The organism is Rheinheimera sp., assembly GCF_030824435.1.
Taxonomy (GTDB): domain Bacteria; phylum Pseudomonadota; class Gammaproteobacteria; order Enterobacterales; family Alteromonadaceae; genus Pararheinheimera.
Genome location: NZ_JAVBXS010000066.1, coordinates 57,649 through 73,834, shown reverse-complemented (window position 1 = coordinate 73,834; position 16,186 = coordinate 57,649). Strand labels below are relative to the sequence as shown.

12 protein-coding genes and 1 pseudogene are annotated in these 16,186 nt (G+C 48.1%); 5 read left to right on the top strand and 8 right to left on the bottom strand.

Annotated features, from left to right (window positions below):
- Positions 1-345 (bottom strand): annotated as a pseudogene (locus RCH83_RS13185) (hypothetical protein); the annotation flags it as partial.
- Positions 346-650: 305 nt separating this feature from the next.
- Between RCH83_RS13185 and RCH83_RS13180 the strand changes: the two are divergent.
- Positions 651-1,496, top strand: a complete 846-nt coding sequence (locus tag RCH83_RS13180; protein ID WP_306522842.1) for an HDOD domain-containing protein — start codon at positions 651-653, stop codon at positions 1,494-1,496.
- A 101-nt stretch (positions 1,497-1,597) separates the two neighbouring features.
- Here RCH83_RS13180 and RCH83_RS13175 read toward each other — a convergent pair whose 3' ends face one another.
- The 4 genes from RCH83_RS13175 to RCH83_RS13160 form a co-directional block, all read right to left on the bottom strand.
- The gene (locus RCH83_RS13175) at positions 1,598-3,841 is read right to left on the bottom strand and encodes a S46 family peptidase (RefSeq protein WP_306522840.1); all 2,244 of its coding nucleotides are present in this window, start codon (positions 3,839-3,841) and stop codon (positions 1,598-1,600) included.
- Positions 3,842-4,103: 262 nt separating this feature from the next.
- On the bottom strand, positions 4,104-5,732 hold the full coding sequence (locus tag RCH83_RS13170; RefSeq protein WP_306522838.1) for a peptide MFS transporter: 1,629 nt from the start codon (positions 5,730-5,732) through the stop codon (positions 4,104-4,106).
- A 146-nt stretch (positions 5,733-5,878) separates the two neighbouring features.
- Positions 5,879-7,063 (bottom strand): GGDEF domain-containing protein, encoded by a 1,185-nt coding sequence (locus tag RCH83_RS13165; protein ID WP_306522846.1) that lies wholly within the window; start codon positions 7,061-7,063, stop codon positions 5,879-5,881.
- Positions 7,064-7,134: 71 nt separating this feature from the next.
- Positions 7,135-7,314 carry an oxidoreductase-like domain-containing protein gene (locus RCH83_RS13160; protein ID WP_306522836.1) on the bottom strand — a complete coding sequence of 60 codons (180 nt, stop codon included), beginning with the start codon at positions 7,312-7,314 and terminating at the stop codon, positions 7,135-7,137.
- A gap of 56 nt (positions 7,315-7,370) precedes the next feature.
- On the opposite strand from RCH83_RS13160, the gene RCH83_RS13155 reads away from it, so the two are divergent.
- A complete protein-coding gene (locus RCH83_RS13155) occupies positions 7,371-7,703 on the top strand; it encodes an MGMT family protein (protein ID WP_306522834.1) in 333 nt (110 codons plus the stop codon).
- A gap of 21 nt (positions 7,704-7,724) precedes the next feature.
- Here the strand turns inward: RCH83_RS13155 and RCH83_RS13150 are convergent, their stop codons facing one another.
- The 3 genes from RCH83_RS13150 to RCH83_RS13140 all read right to left on the bottom strand — a co-directional run bounded on the left by RCH83_RS13150 (position 7,725) and on the right by RCH83_RS13140 (position 10,334).
- A complete protein-coding gene (locus RCH83_RS13150) occupies positions 7,725-8,984 on the bottom strand; it encodes an HD-GYP domain-containing protein (RefSeq protein WP_306522832.1) in 1,260 nt (419 codons plus the stop codon).
- Positions 8,985-9,093: 109 nt separating this feature from the next.
- A complete protein-coding gene (locus RCH83_RS13145) occupies positions 9,094-9,651 on the bottom strand; it encodes an HAD family hydrolase (protein WP_306522844.1) in 558 nt (185 codons plus the stop codon).
- Between the two features lie 296 nt (positions 9,652-9,947).
- Positions 9,948-10,334 carry a DUF3718 domain-containing protein gene (locus RCH83_RS13140; RefSeq protein WP_306522830.1) on the bottom strand — a complete coding sequence of 129 codons (387 nt, stop codon included), beginning with the start codon at positions 10,332-10,334 and terminating at the stop codon, positions 9,948-9,950.
- A gap of 349 nt (positions 10,335-10,683) precedes the next feature.
- Here RCH83_RS13140 and imuA point away from each other — a divergent pair, with 349 nt between their 5' ends.
- The 3 genes from imuA to RCH83_RS13125 are packed head-to-tail and all read left to right on the top strand — an operon-like array spanning position 10,684 to position 16,182.
- Entirely contained in the window at positions 10,684-11,403 is a 720-nt protein-coding gene (gene imuA, locus RCH83_RS13135; protein WP_306522828.1) for a translesion DNA synthesis-associated protein ImuA, read from the top strand.
- Positions 11,404-11,413: 10 nt separating this feature from the next.
- Positions 11,414-13,009 (top strand): DNA polymerase Y family protein, encoded by a 1,596-nt coding sequence (locus RCH83_RS13130; protein ID WP_306522826.1) that lies wholly within the window; start codon positions 11,414-11,416, stop codon positions 13,007-13,009.
- The gene (locus tag RCH83_RS13125; RefSeq protein ID WP_306522824.1) at positions 13,009-16,182 is read left to right on the top strand and encodes an error-prone DNA polymerase; all 3,174 of its coding nucleotides are present in this window, start codon (positions 13,009-13,011) and stop codon (positions 16,180-16,182) included. Before RCH83_RS13130 ends, RCH83_RS13125 begins: the two co-directional genes overlap by 1 nt.
- The last annotated feature ends 4 nt before the right edge of the window (positions 16,183-16,186 follow it).

Below are 16,186 nucleotides of genomic sequence, written 5' to 3'. Positions count from 1 at the left end.
TAAGGCATCAGCCAATACATCTGATTTCAGGCCGGAAATGTCCAGCACTTCCACCCGGTTTGCCGCGCCGTTGACAACAAAAACACGACCGGAAGCAGCATGAAACTGCACTATTTCAGCCCCGCCAGCACCATAAGTGCCGGTGCTAAAACGGGCTATGGCGCTTAAGGCAATACCATTTTGGGCATTCTGACCGGCAGAGCCAGCCGGACCTGTTGCGCCAGCGGGTCCGGTTGCACCTGCAGGCCCGGTATCGCCATCTTTGCCATCCAGACTACAACCAGCCAGCAAACTGCCCAGTAAGAATGCCAGGGTCGCAAGCCGTATTTTTCCGCACTGTTTCATCACAATTCCTCAGTAACTTGATAAAAATAAAGCAATTACCATAGAAGTCCGCGATGACAACCACATGACAACCCAATGTCATTTTTGTTTACAGCGCAAAAGGCCGCAGTGAAAGCATGCCGTTACTGCCAGACGTATGCAAAGGCATAAACCAGGATATAAAGGATTAATTTACAAGGGTTTAACATCGGCGGAAATATCTGATGGCCAAAGCAGCTTTGGTCAAAAAAAAGCCAGCCCCGCCTTGTAAAAGTGTGGTTTAAAGCGACACTATAGAAAACCGAAACCGTACAGGAGAGGACAGCGTGAGTGCATTTGATTATGCCCGCCAGGTCGGTGATGTGTTTTCTTTACCCGAAACCTGCCTGAAGATCAAAGACTTAATTGATAACAATGTCAGTAGTCTGGATGAAATTGCTGAACTGATAGCGCTTGATCCTGCCCTGGCCTCCCGAATTCTCAAACTTGCCAACAGTGCTTTATATAACTTTCCCAATCAGGTCGACTCGTTGAATAAAGCCTTGTTATTACTGGGCGATACTCAGGTTTATAATCTGGTAGTGGCTTATGGTGCTGCCGAAGCTTTTAGCAAAACGCCAACTCAGGTTATTGATTTAGAAAGATTCTGGGAAATGAGTATTCATTGTGCCCTGATAGCCAAACAGCTTGGACTCCGGCTGGGTCTGAAACAAAGTGAACCTTTATATCTGTCTGGTTTGTTACACAACATTGGCGAGCTGGTGGTGGTGGCCGTCAAACCGGACATTGCAGCTATTTGTGCCCTGTATCAACGTGGTACTTTTCCCTGGGTTCGCCAGCAGGAATTATTGGGTTTTAGTTACAGCGACTGTAGTGTGGCTTTGCTAAAACTCTGGAAGCTGCCGGATAATCTGATTGAACCGCTGAATTATCTGAATACACCTCAGTTAAAAAGCGGCAATCTGCCGGTACAGATTTTACATCTGGCATCCAGATTGGCCTTGCTTAATGCTGCTGCAGGGCAGTTTGAATTTGCCGATCTGGTGGATTTACCTTTGGCACAAAGTCTGGGGTTAAGCCGCAAAGATTTGGATGAAGCCCGCGCTTTTGCCAGTCTGGAAGGACTGTCGATTTTAAGTTTGTTAAATCCAAAAGCCTCAATGATCCTGTAATTAGCTTTTGTTGTGCAGAGACAAAAACGACGCTGACATCAGCAGGTTTTACCAAAAACAAAGCCCGGTTTCCCGGGCTTTGTTATGTAAAAAGGTGTTTATTAAGGTTTGGCCGGCTTTATATCCATTTCTGCCAATAAGTTATCGGCTTTATCCACATATTGCATCAACCAGAGCACATAACGGATATCTACATGAATAGCTCTGGTAATGGCCGGATTAAAATACCAGTCTTTACTGATGGACTCATAAGTAGAGTCAAAATTAAGCCCCACCAGTTCACCATCGGCGTTCATCACCGCAGAGCCTGAGTTACCCCCTGTGGTATCTGCGCTTGACAGAAAATTCAGCGGTACTGAATGAATGGGCATGGCAGCCGGCGCTTCACAAGTCACCATGGCACACCACCAGTGCTGAGCCGGTTTTGCCGCTAAATCGGCATAATAATAACCCTGATATTGCTCTGCTTTATAAGCATCAATCAGCTTTTGTGGCACTAAAAATGGCGCTTCTGCTTTTTGCTTGGCCAGCATGCCAGCCACTGTGGTAAACGGCGTTTTATACACACCGTCAGCGGCCGGATAACCGTCAACAGTGCCGTAAGTAATACGCAAAGTGCTGTTTGCATCAGGATAAACCGGCCGACCTAAAGTTTTGTTATAAGCAATAATGGCCTGCATATAAGCCGGACGTACCAGAGACAACTGCCCTGCCAGCTCTTTTTGCTGTTTTTCAAAGGCCATAGTGCTGTCAAAAAGTGCCACAGCAGCTTTGATAAAAGGGTCGTTGCTTTGCTGGAAATCTGCCGGTGTTTTACCCAACCAGCTTAACCGCCCTTCATTGTTACTCAGGCTACTTTGTTGATACCAGCTTTGTAATTTTGCCGTTAAGGCAGCCAGATCAGTGCCGGCATCCAAACCCAGGGCTTTATCAAGTGCAGCAACTCTGAGCTCTGCCGGTTGAGCCAGATACACAGCCAACTGCTCTGTCCAAAGGGCCAGATCGACCTCAACAGCAAAACTTTTTTCCAGCCGTTTTAACCGGCCTTCAAACATTTTTAAATCGCGGTCCTGATAACCAATATCACGCTCTGCGTCCGGTTTTTGTTGTTCCATCGCAAGACGATACAAATCACCGGCGGCTTTTAACAAATCGCTGCGTTTGGCGTTATCAAAATAATAAGTTTGTTTGACAAATTCCTGCTCAGCTTTGACCACAGCAGCCAGTTCAGTCAGGGCCTGCTGATAAGGCGCACGGCTGTCATCTGCCGCTATCCAGGCCGCCAGCGCCTGTTGTTGCTGCTGTTTAATGCCATAAATATCAGTGACTTTAAAGCCATCCAGTAAACCTTTCAGTTTTTTCATTCTGTTGTGATGGCTTTTCACCACAGAAGCGTATTTCACTTTAAAATCAGCATTTTGCGCGCCCATTTTTTCAATGGTGCCAATCATTTGCTGATAAGTTGCAATATTTTGCGGGTACTGCCACTGGGCAGCAAAAGCAATTTCTTCCGCCAGACGGTAACGGCTGGTCTGGCCCGGATAACCGGCCAATAAAATGCCATCACCGGCACGCACACCGGCAGCATTCACTTTTAAGTGACTTTTTGGCTGATAAGGCACGTTATCCACGGCATAAGGCGCAGGTTTACCGTCTTTACCAACATAACCCCGTAAAAAAGCAAAATCGCCGGTATGACGTGGGTATTCGTAGTTGTCGATATCACCACCGAAGTTACCGACAGACTCTGGTGGTGCATACACCAGCCGCACATCCTGCAACATCAGCTGTTTGATCAGAAAATATTCCATACCATGGTGAAAACTCACCACGTTACAGCGGTAGTTGGCGTCTGTTTCACATTCTTTAATCAGCTTTTTGCGATTATTTTCAATGGCTTCATAACGCTCATAAGCCGGAAGCTCTTTGGCAAGAGAACCTGAAACCTGCGCCGTTACATCCAGCACCTGCTCAGTAATATACAAACGCTCCTGCGGACCGGCGCTGAGCTCAGAGGCTAAATCTTTGGCCAGAAAGCCTTGTTCTATCAGGTTATTTTCTTTGCTGGAGTTATGCTGAATAGCGCCATAAGCACAATGGTGGTTGGTGATCACCAAAGCTTTGTCAGAGACAAAAGAAGCAGAACAATAACCCAGGCTGACAATGGCATTCATTGGATATTGGGATAAATCGGCCAGTTGTTCGCCGGCAATACGAATGCCTTTGGCATCTAACTCAGCCTGTAAGTCTTTAAACTGGTGAGGTTGCCACTGACCTTCATCGGCCATGCTCTGGCTGGCTGTCATTAACAGCAACAAAGCGCCGGTGTACACAGAATATTTCATAAAACCCTTATAAAGTTTAGTTATGTTCGGGATTGAGGGTACAGCTGCATGGCAGCCACAAAAACCGCTGATGCAAAAAAACAAGGGTAACGATTTCAGGGGGCCACAGGCAAGTGCTTGCGGTCAAACGGCTTTATCCGGCGATAATTTATGAGCAACAACACTGCTAAACAGCTGAAGTTCCCAAATACACAAGCAAAAACAAAAAAGCCGGTGTTTCAACACCGGCTTTTTCAACAACTGTGTTGTGATATTGCAAAACTCAGGCAGTTTTTGCTGCTGTGTCCAGCTCATGTTGCGCCGTTGCCTGACGGATTTGCCGGTTCAGCAAAGGTGTTAAGGCAAACATAAAGACCGCAGAACCCACACCAATCCAGCCTAAAGTGGCAAATACATCAGCATAAATGGCCAAAGCGTCCGGCACCGGAGTACCCTGTGGCATAGAAGCTAAAGTACCAAAACGGCCGGCAATCATTTCACCAAAAGCCGAAGCCAGGAACCAGACGCCCATCATCAGGCTGACCACCCGCGCCACCGAGAGCGCAGTAACGGCAGACAAGCCAATAGGCGACAAGGCCATTTCACCAATTTCCAGCACCAGATACGCCAGAATAAACCACCAGAAACCTGCCAGACCGTTGTCTTGTGGGTTGAGCGCAGCGTATTGCAAAACAAAATGGGCTAAACCTGCAAACAACAAACCAAGCGCAAATTTAGCAGGCGCTGAAGGATTCCAGCCTTTACGGTCCAGCACAGGCCAGAGCCAGGCAAATGGGATAGCCAGCAGGAAAATAAACAAAGCCCCCACAGATGTGAGCTGGGCGGCGTTCGGGGTAAAATCAAATAAACCCAGGTTAAAAGTATGGCTATTCATCACACGGTCTGAATAGGCCAGCCAGGTGCCATAAGTTTGTTCGTACAAACCCCAGAACACCGCAGAAATGGCAATCAGCACCATCAGCACTATCATATTGGCGCGTTCAAGCGGGCTACATTCAACAAAAATAAACTTAAACCACCACACCAGCAGCGCGATAGTCAGTGCAATGGCCACCACTTCGGTTGCAGTAATATGCGAACCTTCAGCCAGACCAAGCACAGCGGCCAAAGCGCCAAAATCAAAGCGGATTTGCAAAATTTGCTGCACCACCAACACGCCAAAAATAGCCAGCAGATAAATTAGCTTTTCGCGGCCAATACCCCAGACTTTTTCAGTGAGCAGCTCTGGTTTTGCCGGCTCAGCCTGACCATGTAAATGTTGTTTCTGGGTGCTGAACACCACTAAACCAAGCAATAAACCAATACCAGCTGAACCAAAACCATATTCCCAGCCATAAGCTTCGCCTATCCAGCCAACAAACAAACTGGAGGCAAAAGCCCCCAAATTAATGCCCATATAAAACAGCGTAAAAGCGGAGTCACGGCGTGGATCTGTGTCACTGTACAGGCGGCCAACAATAGTGGAGATATTGGGTTTTAAAAAACCAACCCCCACAGCAACTAAAGCCAGCGACGCATACATAATTTGCACGGCAAGCGCATCTTGCCCTGCTTCTACAGTAGCGGCATGACCACGATACGCCATACCCAGCATACCCACGGCCATTAAAGCGCCACCAAAGGTGACGGCTTTTCGCATGCCCAGATATTTATCAGCCAATAAACCACCCACCACCGGCAGTGCATAAGCTAAACCAGCGTAAGTACCGAGCAGCAGATAACCGTCGTTGTCAGAAAATAAATGGTGTTTGGTCAGATATAAAAACAGCAGGGCTTTTAAACCGTAAAAGGCAAAACGTTCCCACATTTCGGTGAAAAAACAAACATAAAGGCCAACCGGATGGCCAAACCACTGACGCTGGCTGGCCAATGTTGGAGTTGAAGTCGTCATATAAATCCTGGTTTGAAGTGTTTTTAGTTATATTGCGCCGTCACAAGGGTTTTAACCGCGCCCCGGCTGCTTTGCAGAGTATAAAGCCCGGGTGAAAAGCGCCGTACTATAACACGGAATCAACAAATGAAAACTTGGCGACACCTTTAGGCCAGCTCCAGCCGGTTACGCCCGGCCTGTTTGGCTCTGAGTAAAGCTGCATCAGCCTGGCGGATCATAGCTTCCAGCTGTTGACCCGGCTGGCACAAAGTCAGACCAAAACTGGCTGAAATATAAAAAGGCTCTGTAGTGGTCATACTTTGGGTCAACACAGGCTGTTGCTGCAGGCTGCTACGGATTTGATTAACGAACATAGTGGCTTCAGCCAGATTTTTACCCGGCAACAACAACACAAACTCTTCACCACCATAACGCGCCAATAAGTCGTTGTGTCCTATCCTGCTGAGCAACAAGCTGGCAAAAGCCGTCAATAATTCGTCCCCAACCTGATGGCCGTAGTTGTCATTTACCTGTTTAAAAAAGTCCAGATCCATCATCACCAGCGACACCTCTTGTTGCTGCGCCTGTGCTTCCTGAATCTTTTGTGGTGCAAAACGGAAAAAATAACGGCGGTTTTTGGCTGCTGTGAGCTTGTCTGTATGGGCATCATGCCGAAGTTTATCTATTAAATCATAGATATAACTCATTGCTACTCCACCAATACATAAGGTTTCCAGTGCCAGGCTGACCAAAGCTGTGACATAAAGCTGGCCTTGAGCATCTGGGGTCAGGATAAAACTGAATAACGGATATAACAAAGGCAACACCAGCATGGCGCTGAGACAACCCAGCAGCAGTATGTTGTCGCCGGTATTTCCGCTGCTGCGGCATTGACGAATAGTGATATAACTCAATAACAAAGGCACACAAAGCGACAGCAGAAAAATGGGCAGCCGGACCATCACTTTGTCCTGCACCACACTGAAATACCACATCAGGGCGCTCAGCAACACCAGATGAACCACAAGCCCAAGATAAAGAGTAGTGCTGTTGGTTTGGTTATAACGGGCGCGCACTGCAAGATAAAAAAAATAGTTGCCGAGCAAATACATCAGATTGTTACTGACAACGGACCAGCTGTAAAAACCAAAAAACCTCAGACAATAAAGCAGATAAGCCACAAAAGCGCTGACAAAAAATAAGGTAAATAATTGCAGTGCCAGCCGTTGATGGGCATGTGGCTGAACGGGTAGCGACAGCATAAAAAGCACATAAGCGACTGTGGCAATAAAAAGCACAGCCAGTGAAAATACCATGCTATTGAGATCTGCCGGCAACTCCTGCAATAGCATCAATCTGCTATCCTCCGTCCTTGTTAAAAAATTACCTTAACTAAGTCCTGGCTCCAAGGCAAATGAATACGTTAGTTGTCTTCTTGTGCTTTATGCTGCGGATTTTGTGTTACAGAACTTTGTTGTTCCGTTTGCTGTTGTTGCCAGATGGCCAATTGTTCACGGTAATAATCCCAGACACAAGGGCAACAACTGCCGCTGCCACAACATTCATTACTGGCTGGCGGTTCAGGCTTTTCAATCAACTTCATCTTTATTCTGACTTCTGGCATGCTAAAAGCCGTTATTGTAAGACAAGAGGTTTCAGATGTCGTCTGCTTATTACCGGCAAATCTGGCAAACAGTGTTAGCAATACCACCTGGCAAAGTCGCCAGTTATGGTCAAATCGCCGATTTGGCGGGTTTGCCTGGCAGAGCACGACTGGTGGGTAAAGCGCTTGGCCTCTGCCCACAACCGCTGCCATGGCACAGAGTGCTGCGCAGTAATTTAACTTTGGCTTTTACAGCAGGCACTGAAGATGCACTGCTGCAACGCAGTTTATTGCTGGAAGAAGGGGTGGTGTTTCAAGGCCAGCGTGTTGCAGAAAACTACCGCTGGCAACCCGATTTGGCTGAGTTGTTATTTAATCTGCAGTATTAGCTGAAGTTGCCAAAGTGGCGTTTATTTTTTGTGTTGTTCACCCTGCACGTAATAACTGACCTGAGCCCTTGGATTCAGATATTCGTACACCTGAGGCGGTAAAGCACTGGGTTTTAATACTTTATCGATGGTCAGCTTCCCCTCTTCCAGTGAAATAACAGGCGCTTCCAGCCGTGGAATTTGGGGGTCGTATATCATCACATTCGGAAACAACAGCTTGTCGCTGTTTACCGACATCACCAGGGCGATACGTTGATCACTGAGTAAAACCACTGTGCCGGGCGGGTACACACCCATCATTTTAATCATGGTGGCCATTTGTGCTGCCCCCAGTTTGCCTTTCATCGTTTTAAATAAATAAGACATGGCATGATGGGGAGAACGCGCTTTGCTGGTATCTACCGGATGGCACAAATTATCAAATTCGTTTACTACAGCCACAATTTTAGCAAGCAGATCAATATCTTGCTCCTTCAGACCTGCCGGATAACCTGAACCATCCAGAAACTCATGATGTTGCATCACTATCGTCAGCGCATCGTCCGGGAAAGTCTGCGTCAGCTTCAGCAATTCAACCCCATATCTGGTATGCAGCTTCAGCAAATTGGCTTCAGGTGCAGTTAAAGCTTCGGTTTTTCGCAGGATCTGACTTGGAATTTTCAGTTTGCCAATGTCGTGAAACAAAGCGCCAAGGCCAACCATCTTAATTTTTTCTTCAGCTAAGCCCAGATTTTTTGCCAGCATCATCGACAATACCGACACGTTTAACACGTGATAATACACACTCTCCTGTTCTTTGCCTGCCTGAGAAATCAGATGTAACACCAGCGCGTCAGCGTTAATAATAGTGTCGGCGATATTGCCAACCAGCTGTGAAGCTTCATCAATGGCCTGCAAAGGGCGACTGCCAATTTTGGCCATCACATTACGCACCTGCACCATCGACTGCTCAAAGGCTTTTTCGGTTTTTTGCAGTTGGCGGCGTTGTTCTTTGGCCTGCTCAATACGGCTATTTTTGTCCCTTTCCAGATCAGACTTCAGCGTGGCGGCCTGCAGACTCAGATCTGTAGCTTCAGGTTCGGCCTCTGCCGATAAATCAACACTGCTTTTATCGGGGAAAAAATAGACAAAATTCAGATCCAGCGCCTGAATAATGGCTATCTGTTCATAGTTTTCAATTTTAAACTTGTTAGTGATAAAAGGATGTTTCATCCAGTTCACCGGTAGCTGAATAAAAAAGCCAATTTTAAGCTGAGATGGACTGATTTTTGCGACTGACACCCTGCACCTTTACACCAAAATGTTGCCTTGCGGCATTGACTTAGCAAATTGCTTTGTAGTTTAGCAATATCAATTCAGAATGTCTGTGCCGATACTTTTGCAAGCCCCTTTATCTGTGATAAAGCTGATGCAGTTCAATAAAATGGTCAATGACAAAATCGGCCTGAGCGGCAAAATGGCTATTTTGGGCACTACGGTATAAGCAGGACGGCATGCCGGCATTGGCGGCTGTTTGTAAATCAAACAGATAATCGCCGATAAATAACAGTTCAGCACAGGGTAATTGCCATTGTTCAGCTATCTGCCACAGACCATCAGGTTTGGGTTTGGCCGGGCAATCATCCCTGGTCAGGATCAGGTCAACTTCAAGCCCCAGATTAGTGGCGCAGAGCATAGTCGCCTGGCGGGTATTACGCGTTAAAATTGCGGTAGGTATGGCTTTTTGCCGTAGCAGCTGTAACAAGTCTGACGCGCCAGGCATCCAGCAGGCATTTTTTGCACCTGCCAGCTCAAAAGCTTCAATAATAGCCAGTGCCTGTTGTTTTTCGGCGCCTGCTAAAGTCTGCAGGTGCTCCAGAATGGCAGTGCCTGCCGGCCAGCCCAATAACTGGCATAAAAGGGAAAAATCCAGTTTTGAGTCGACCAGAGTGCCGTCTAAATCAAAAATGATACCGCGGTGCTGACCTAAAGCTTTTATTATATTGCTGATAACAACCTCTCAAAAAAACAATATGATCAATATCTTATTATATATTTTCACAATGTTACGTAACAACAAAAAACGTTCAGACCACCAGCTGAACAGCGTTAGCTAACGAAACATCTGTCAGACCTGTTTTTAATGATGTTTATACGCAAACATAAAAGACGGCGATCAGCATGAGTCTGAGACAAACGGATGCAAGGCAAAAATAACCCCGGCATATAGCCGGGGATTATAAAATACACATCGATTAAAACCCTTTATTTACCGGCAAATAAAGCCACACTACCACCTTGAATTTCAATCACAGCACCTGTTGGCTCCGGCATTGTTGCTTTGGCCAGATCGCTGATTTCAACAAAACCCCGATGATAACGGCTTAACCTTTGATAATTTTTACTGTTACCGGCTTCATAAGCAAAAGCGGTAATATTTTTGCCATTACAGGTAATGCGGTTGGCAATAAAAGGACGTGACATATTACTTTCACGCATCTTAATTACAAAACCTATCGCACTGTCCATGGCTGCGCTGACACATAACCTGGTTGCCGGACTCTTATCAGCAGCCACATAAACTGCAGCTTGTGTTGCACTGGCGCCTAACAAACAGAGCCCAATCAGAACTGAATTGAATACTCGCATCATGATACTCCTGTCTCATTCCATTTTTTACCGCATTGCTGCGGCTCCCGGGTTCTGGTGCTGCACTGCCCTATTGCAAATGACCAGATATGGCCTGCCAGAACTCCGTTTAATAGTTGCATGGTTGGCGTAAAAGGTTGTTATTTTGCCGATCTACGATGTAACAACAGAGCAGGGATGAACGGCAGGCTGTTGCTTAAGCCGCTGATTTTTATTACCGGCCGGGCTCTGCACTAAAGCGTGCTCCAACAATTTGTTACAAGCTGGTCACGGTACTCTCAACAGATGCAAATTGCACTCTGACTAAAGTCCAGTATACTGTATTTATATACAGTTACTTTGAGTGTTTTAGATGTCCACTTTGGCAATGCTCACCGCCACAGGAAAAGTCTGGCGACTGAATGAAGTTCAGCCAGAGGCAGCTGCTGTCTGCACTGGCTTTACCGAATTAGACCAGGCACTGGCCGGTGGCTGGCCAGTACATACGGTTATTGATATCCAAAGCCAGACCGGTATTGGGGAGCTGCGGTTATTGTTGCCACTGCTGCAACAGCTGCAACAGGCAGATAAAATGCTGATTTGTATTGCCCCTCCGGCGCAGCTGAGTGCTCAGATGCTGGAACAGGCAGGCATTCTGTTGTCGCAACTGTTGATCCTCAAACCGCAACATGCCAAAGAAGCCTTTTGGGCCGCTGAAGTCTGCTTAAAAAGTGGTTGTTGCAGTACTGTGTTGCAGTGGCAATCAACACTTTCAGTGGCACAACTAAAAAGGCTGCAACTTTGTGCTGAACAGGGAAAATGCAGCCATATCTTATTAAGAACGCCACAACAACAACTAGCGTTACCAGTTGCCCTTAGCCTGAGGCTCAATGCTGATCGCCAGGGTCTTGCTATTGATATTTTAAAACGCAGAGGAGGCAGCCCCAGAGGCCGGCTGTTGCTCGACTGGCAACGGCATTATCCACAACTGTGTTTGCCTCTTGTGACAACACAGCGGCATTCACACCAGCCAGCAGCCACCCCCTCTGCCGCAGACCAAACTGCAGCAACGCTGTTGAGCCAGACGGCCTGAGGCACAAAGCATGAACGCGCTTTGGTTATATCTGCGTTTTGCCTCATTACAACTTGATTTGTTGTATCAGGAAGCAGTAGCCCCTGACTGCACCGGGCCTGCAACAACAGCAAACAAGCAACAAAACCGGGCTATTTGTCTGATAGACAATCAAAACCTGCAGGTGTGCCAGTTAAATCAGGCCGCAACAGAGGCCGGTATTCGCCAGGGACATAACATCAGTCTGGCCTGTGCATTATGTGCAGAAGTGCAGTTGTTGCCCTATCAACCTGAGCTAGAACACAACCAGCTACAGCAGATTGCTGTTTTGCTTTATCAATTTTGTGGGGATATAGCATTGGACCCACCGGCATCTTTATGGCTCAGGGTTGATCCGGTGTTGCAGTTATATGGCGGCTTCCCAGCTTTATTACAGCTGCTGCGTCAACAACTGCCCGGGCTGCAAATTCTGCTTGGTGCTGGCACAACAGCTGCGGCCGCCCGTTTATTGGCTTTTGATCAGCCTTTACCCTTGCCATTGTTACCGGCGCAGGCGTTTGGGACAACAGCGCAGCACAAATCAGAGCATGCACAACCTGCACGGCCTGAAGTTTCACCAGAGCTGCAACAGCTGGCAAGCCTTTTACAAGGCGCAAATCCGGCGCTATGCGCTTTAGCGGCAAGCCCGTTACCCACAGCAGTGCTACAACAACTTAACGCCCTTGGTATTGTCAGGCTGGAGCAGTTGCTGGCATTACCAACTGCTGAACTTGGCCGGCGTTTCCCAAAAAGTCTGTGGTTATATCTGCAGGAATTAACGGGCCTGCGTCCTGCCAAGCTGGACTTTTATCAACCACCGGAGTTGTTTTCTGACAAGCTGGAACTGCTGTATCAATGTGAATATGTGGCGCAACTGCAAGGCCCACTGACCTTATTATTAAAAAAATTGCAGACTTATCTGCAACAAAGAGCACAACATTGTTATTTGCTGCAGCTGCAACTGATCCTGCGGGAAGGTGAGCCAATTGAGCTGCATATTCAGTCAGCTCAGGGCGAATATCAACATCAGCGCTGGCTCAGTTTATGTCAGCTGCGACTGGAGCAGCTCAAGCTCAAGGCGCCTGTAATACAACTAGAACTCTGTGCCCTGCAATCTTGCCTGCGGCCAGAGCAAGCGCTGGCATTATTTGACCGCTCTTTGGGAGCGCTGACTACGGCACAGCTGCAGTCGTTATTGCTGGCCAAATTTGGCCCACAACAACTGTTCCAGCTCAACACTGTTGCAGAGCACCGGCCATTCAAAGCCAACCAGTGCCTGTCATTACCTGCACACAGCAGCAACATGACCAGACACTACGGCCAGTCAAAGCCGCAGCCTAATACTTTGACCAAACAACACCAAGCGATAACACAGCCGCCGTTATTAAGGCCTGCATTGTTATTGACTGAGCCTGTGCCACTGCAAGCGCAGGTTGAGTTACAGCCAGGAATCGAGCGTATTGTCAGTGGCTGGTGGGATGGCCAAGCCATAGAACGGGATTATCAGATTGGCCGTAATGCACAGGGTCAGTGGTGCTGGCTGTTTAAAGACAAAACCGGCTGGTATCTCGAGGGGTATTTTGCCTGATGCAATATGCCGAACTGTTTTGCCAAAGCAATTTTTCTTTTTTGACCGGCGCCTCCAGCCCGGAGCAACTGGTGAATACCGCTCATCAGCTGGGTTATCAGGCACTTGCCATCACTGACGAATGTTCGGTGGCCGGTGTGGTCAGAGCTTACCGGCAGATCCGCGACCAACAATTGCCACTGAAACTTATTGTGGGTTCTTTGCTGAAATTGCCACCCGACTTACAACTGGTGCTGCTTTGCCCTTGCCGCGCCGCCTATGCTGAACTATGCCGTATTATCAGCAATGCCCGCCGTCGTGCGACCAAAGGCCAATATCAGCTGAATATCTGGGATTTAAAAAGCTGCCAATATTGCCTGGTGTTGTGGTTGCCACAAGGGGATCAGCATGACGAACGTTGGGGGCGCTGGCTGGTTAAACATTTTAAAAAGCGGCTTTATCTTGGCCAACAAAGATTATTAACCCCAACTGACGCCAGTTATCAGCAACATTGCCAGACGCTGGCTGCTGAGTTTCAGCTGCCTTGTTGTGCTGTGGGTGCTGTGCTGATGCATCAGGCCACTATGTTGCCACTGCAGCATGTGCTGACGGCCATCCGGCTTGGCACCACTGTCGAACAGGCCGGTTATGCCCTTGCTGCCAACGCCGAACGTTGTTTAAGACCCATTGCTAAGTTACAGCGGCTGTTTAGTGCCCCACTGCTTGCTCAAAGCTGCCACATTGCCGACTTGTGTCACTTTAGTCTGGGTTCATTGCAATACGAATATCCGGCAGAGCTGGTGCCACAAGGCAGCAGTGCTATGGATTATCTGCAGCAGTTGGTGCAACAAGGTGCCAGGGAACGTTTTCCTGCTGGTATACCGGCCGACATTCAGCAACTCATCAACAAAGAAATGGCGCTGATTGATGAGCTCAATTATCCCTATTATTTTCTGACCATTGCCGATCTGGTGCAGTTTGCCAAAAGTCAGCATATTTTGTATCAGGGTCGGGGCTCTGCCGCCAACTCAGTGGTGTGTTATTGCCTGGGTATTACAGCTGTGGATCCACGCAAAATTTCGGTGCTGTTTGAACGTTTTATTTCCAAAGAGCGGGCCGAACCACCGGATATTGATGTGGATTTTGAACACGAAAGACGCGAAGAAGTTATTCAGTATATTTACCATAAATATGGCCGGCAAAGAGCGGCTTTGGCCGCAACTGTAGTGAGTTATCGTTTTCGCAGCAGCTTGCGTGATGTAGGGAAAGCTTTGGGTTTTCATCCGCTGCAGCTGGAACAATGGCTGTTGCAAATTAACAGGCGCGACAACAGTCAAAGCTGGTGGCAACAGCTCTCAACAAGCGGGCTTGATCTTCAATCAGCAAAAAGTCAGCAACTGATCAGCCTGATAGAACAAATCCGCGGTTTTCCAAGACATTTATCACAACATGTCGGTGGTTTTGTCATTTCAGCAGGCCCTTTGTACGAGCTGGTGCCGGTAGAAAACGCCAGCATGACTGAACGTACAGTGATCCAGTGGGATAAAGACGATCTGGAAACTCTTGGGCTGCTTAAGGTGGATATATTGGCGCTTGGCATGCTCAGTGCGCTGAAAAAATGCCTGCAGTTGGTGAATACAACACAACAGCAACAGCTGACACTGGCCGATATCAGCAACACAGGAGATGATCCGGCGGTATATCAGATGATCCAACATGCCAACACTGTGGGGCTTTTTCAGATTGAATCCCGCGCCCAGATGAGCATGTTACCCAGGTTAAAACCGGCTTGTTTTTATGATCTGGTGATCCAGATAGCCATAGTGCGGCCAGGCCCTATTCAGGGGGATATGGTGCACCCTTTTTTACGCCGCCGTGCCGGCCTGGAAGCGGTCAGTTATCCGTCCAGAGAGCTGGAGCAGGTACTGGGCCGCACCATGGGTGTGCCTATTTTTCAGGAGCAGGTGATTAAACTGGCGATGGTGGCCGCAGGTTTTAGTGGTGGTGAAGCCGACCAGCTGCGTCGGGCCATGGCCAGCTGGAAAAAAACCGGTGAGCTGGAGCAATTCAGACCCAAACTGATTCAGGGCATGCTGGCGCGCGGCTACAGCCGGAGTTATGCCGAACAAATTTTTCAGCAAATTTGTGGTTTTGGCGAATATGGTTTTCCGGAATCTCATTCGGCCAGTTTTGCCTTGTTGGCTTATGCTTCGGCCTGGCTGAAATATTATTATCCGCTGGAGTTTTTTACGAGTTTACTCAATAGCTTACCTATGGGTTTTTATAGTGTGTCTCAACTGGTACAGGATGCCAAAAAACAAGGCATCAGGGTATTGCCGGTGTGTATCCAGCATTCAGTTTTTGACCACCAGATAGAACAACAAAGCACAGGCCCGGCCTTGCGGCTTGGGCTCAGACTGGTCAAAGGTTTACAGCAAACCAATATAGAACTGCTGCTCAAGCAGCGTCCTGCCGGCGGCTTTTTGTCTTTAGCAGCGCTGAGACAAAGCGGCGTTGGCAAAGCTGAACTTGATAAACTGGCCAGTGCCGGTGCGCTGCAGCAGCTTTGTGGCCACCGTTATGCCAGCCGCTGGCAATTGCAGGATAAACTCGAAGATCTGCCGCTTTTTGCCAACCTGACAGCTGACTTTGCAGAGCGTGCAACAGAAACCACTGCCGGCATTGTTACGGTAACAACACCTGGCGCAGCGATAGTCACAACAGCAACACAACAGAGTGTGCCCAACACAGCAGAATGCCCACTGCCAGCGCCGGCAGCGCTTGTCAACCTGCTGGAAGACTATCAGCATCTGGGGCTTTGCCTTGCGGAACATCCGCTTGGTTTATTGCGTCAGGCCGGTTTATTAAAAAGGTGCCATAAAGCCACAGATTTGCCCCAGCTTGCCAATCAGCTGCCGGTCAGGGTGGCAGGTTTGGTTACCTGCCGGCAAAGCCCGGGCACTGCAGGCGGTGTCACTTTTATCACACTGGAAGATGAAACAGGATTAGTGAATGTGGTGGTGTGGCGCACCATAGCCCAACGTGATAAAACCGCTTTTTTAACCAGCCGGATTTTAGCCGTCTCAGGACAGTTACAACGCAGTGGTGAAGTGATCCATCTGATAGCCGGGCAACTACAAAGTCTGGATCACTGCCTGCCGGCACTGGCAGCTCAGTCACGAAACTTTCACTAAATAA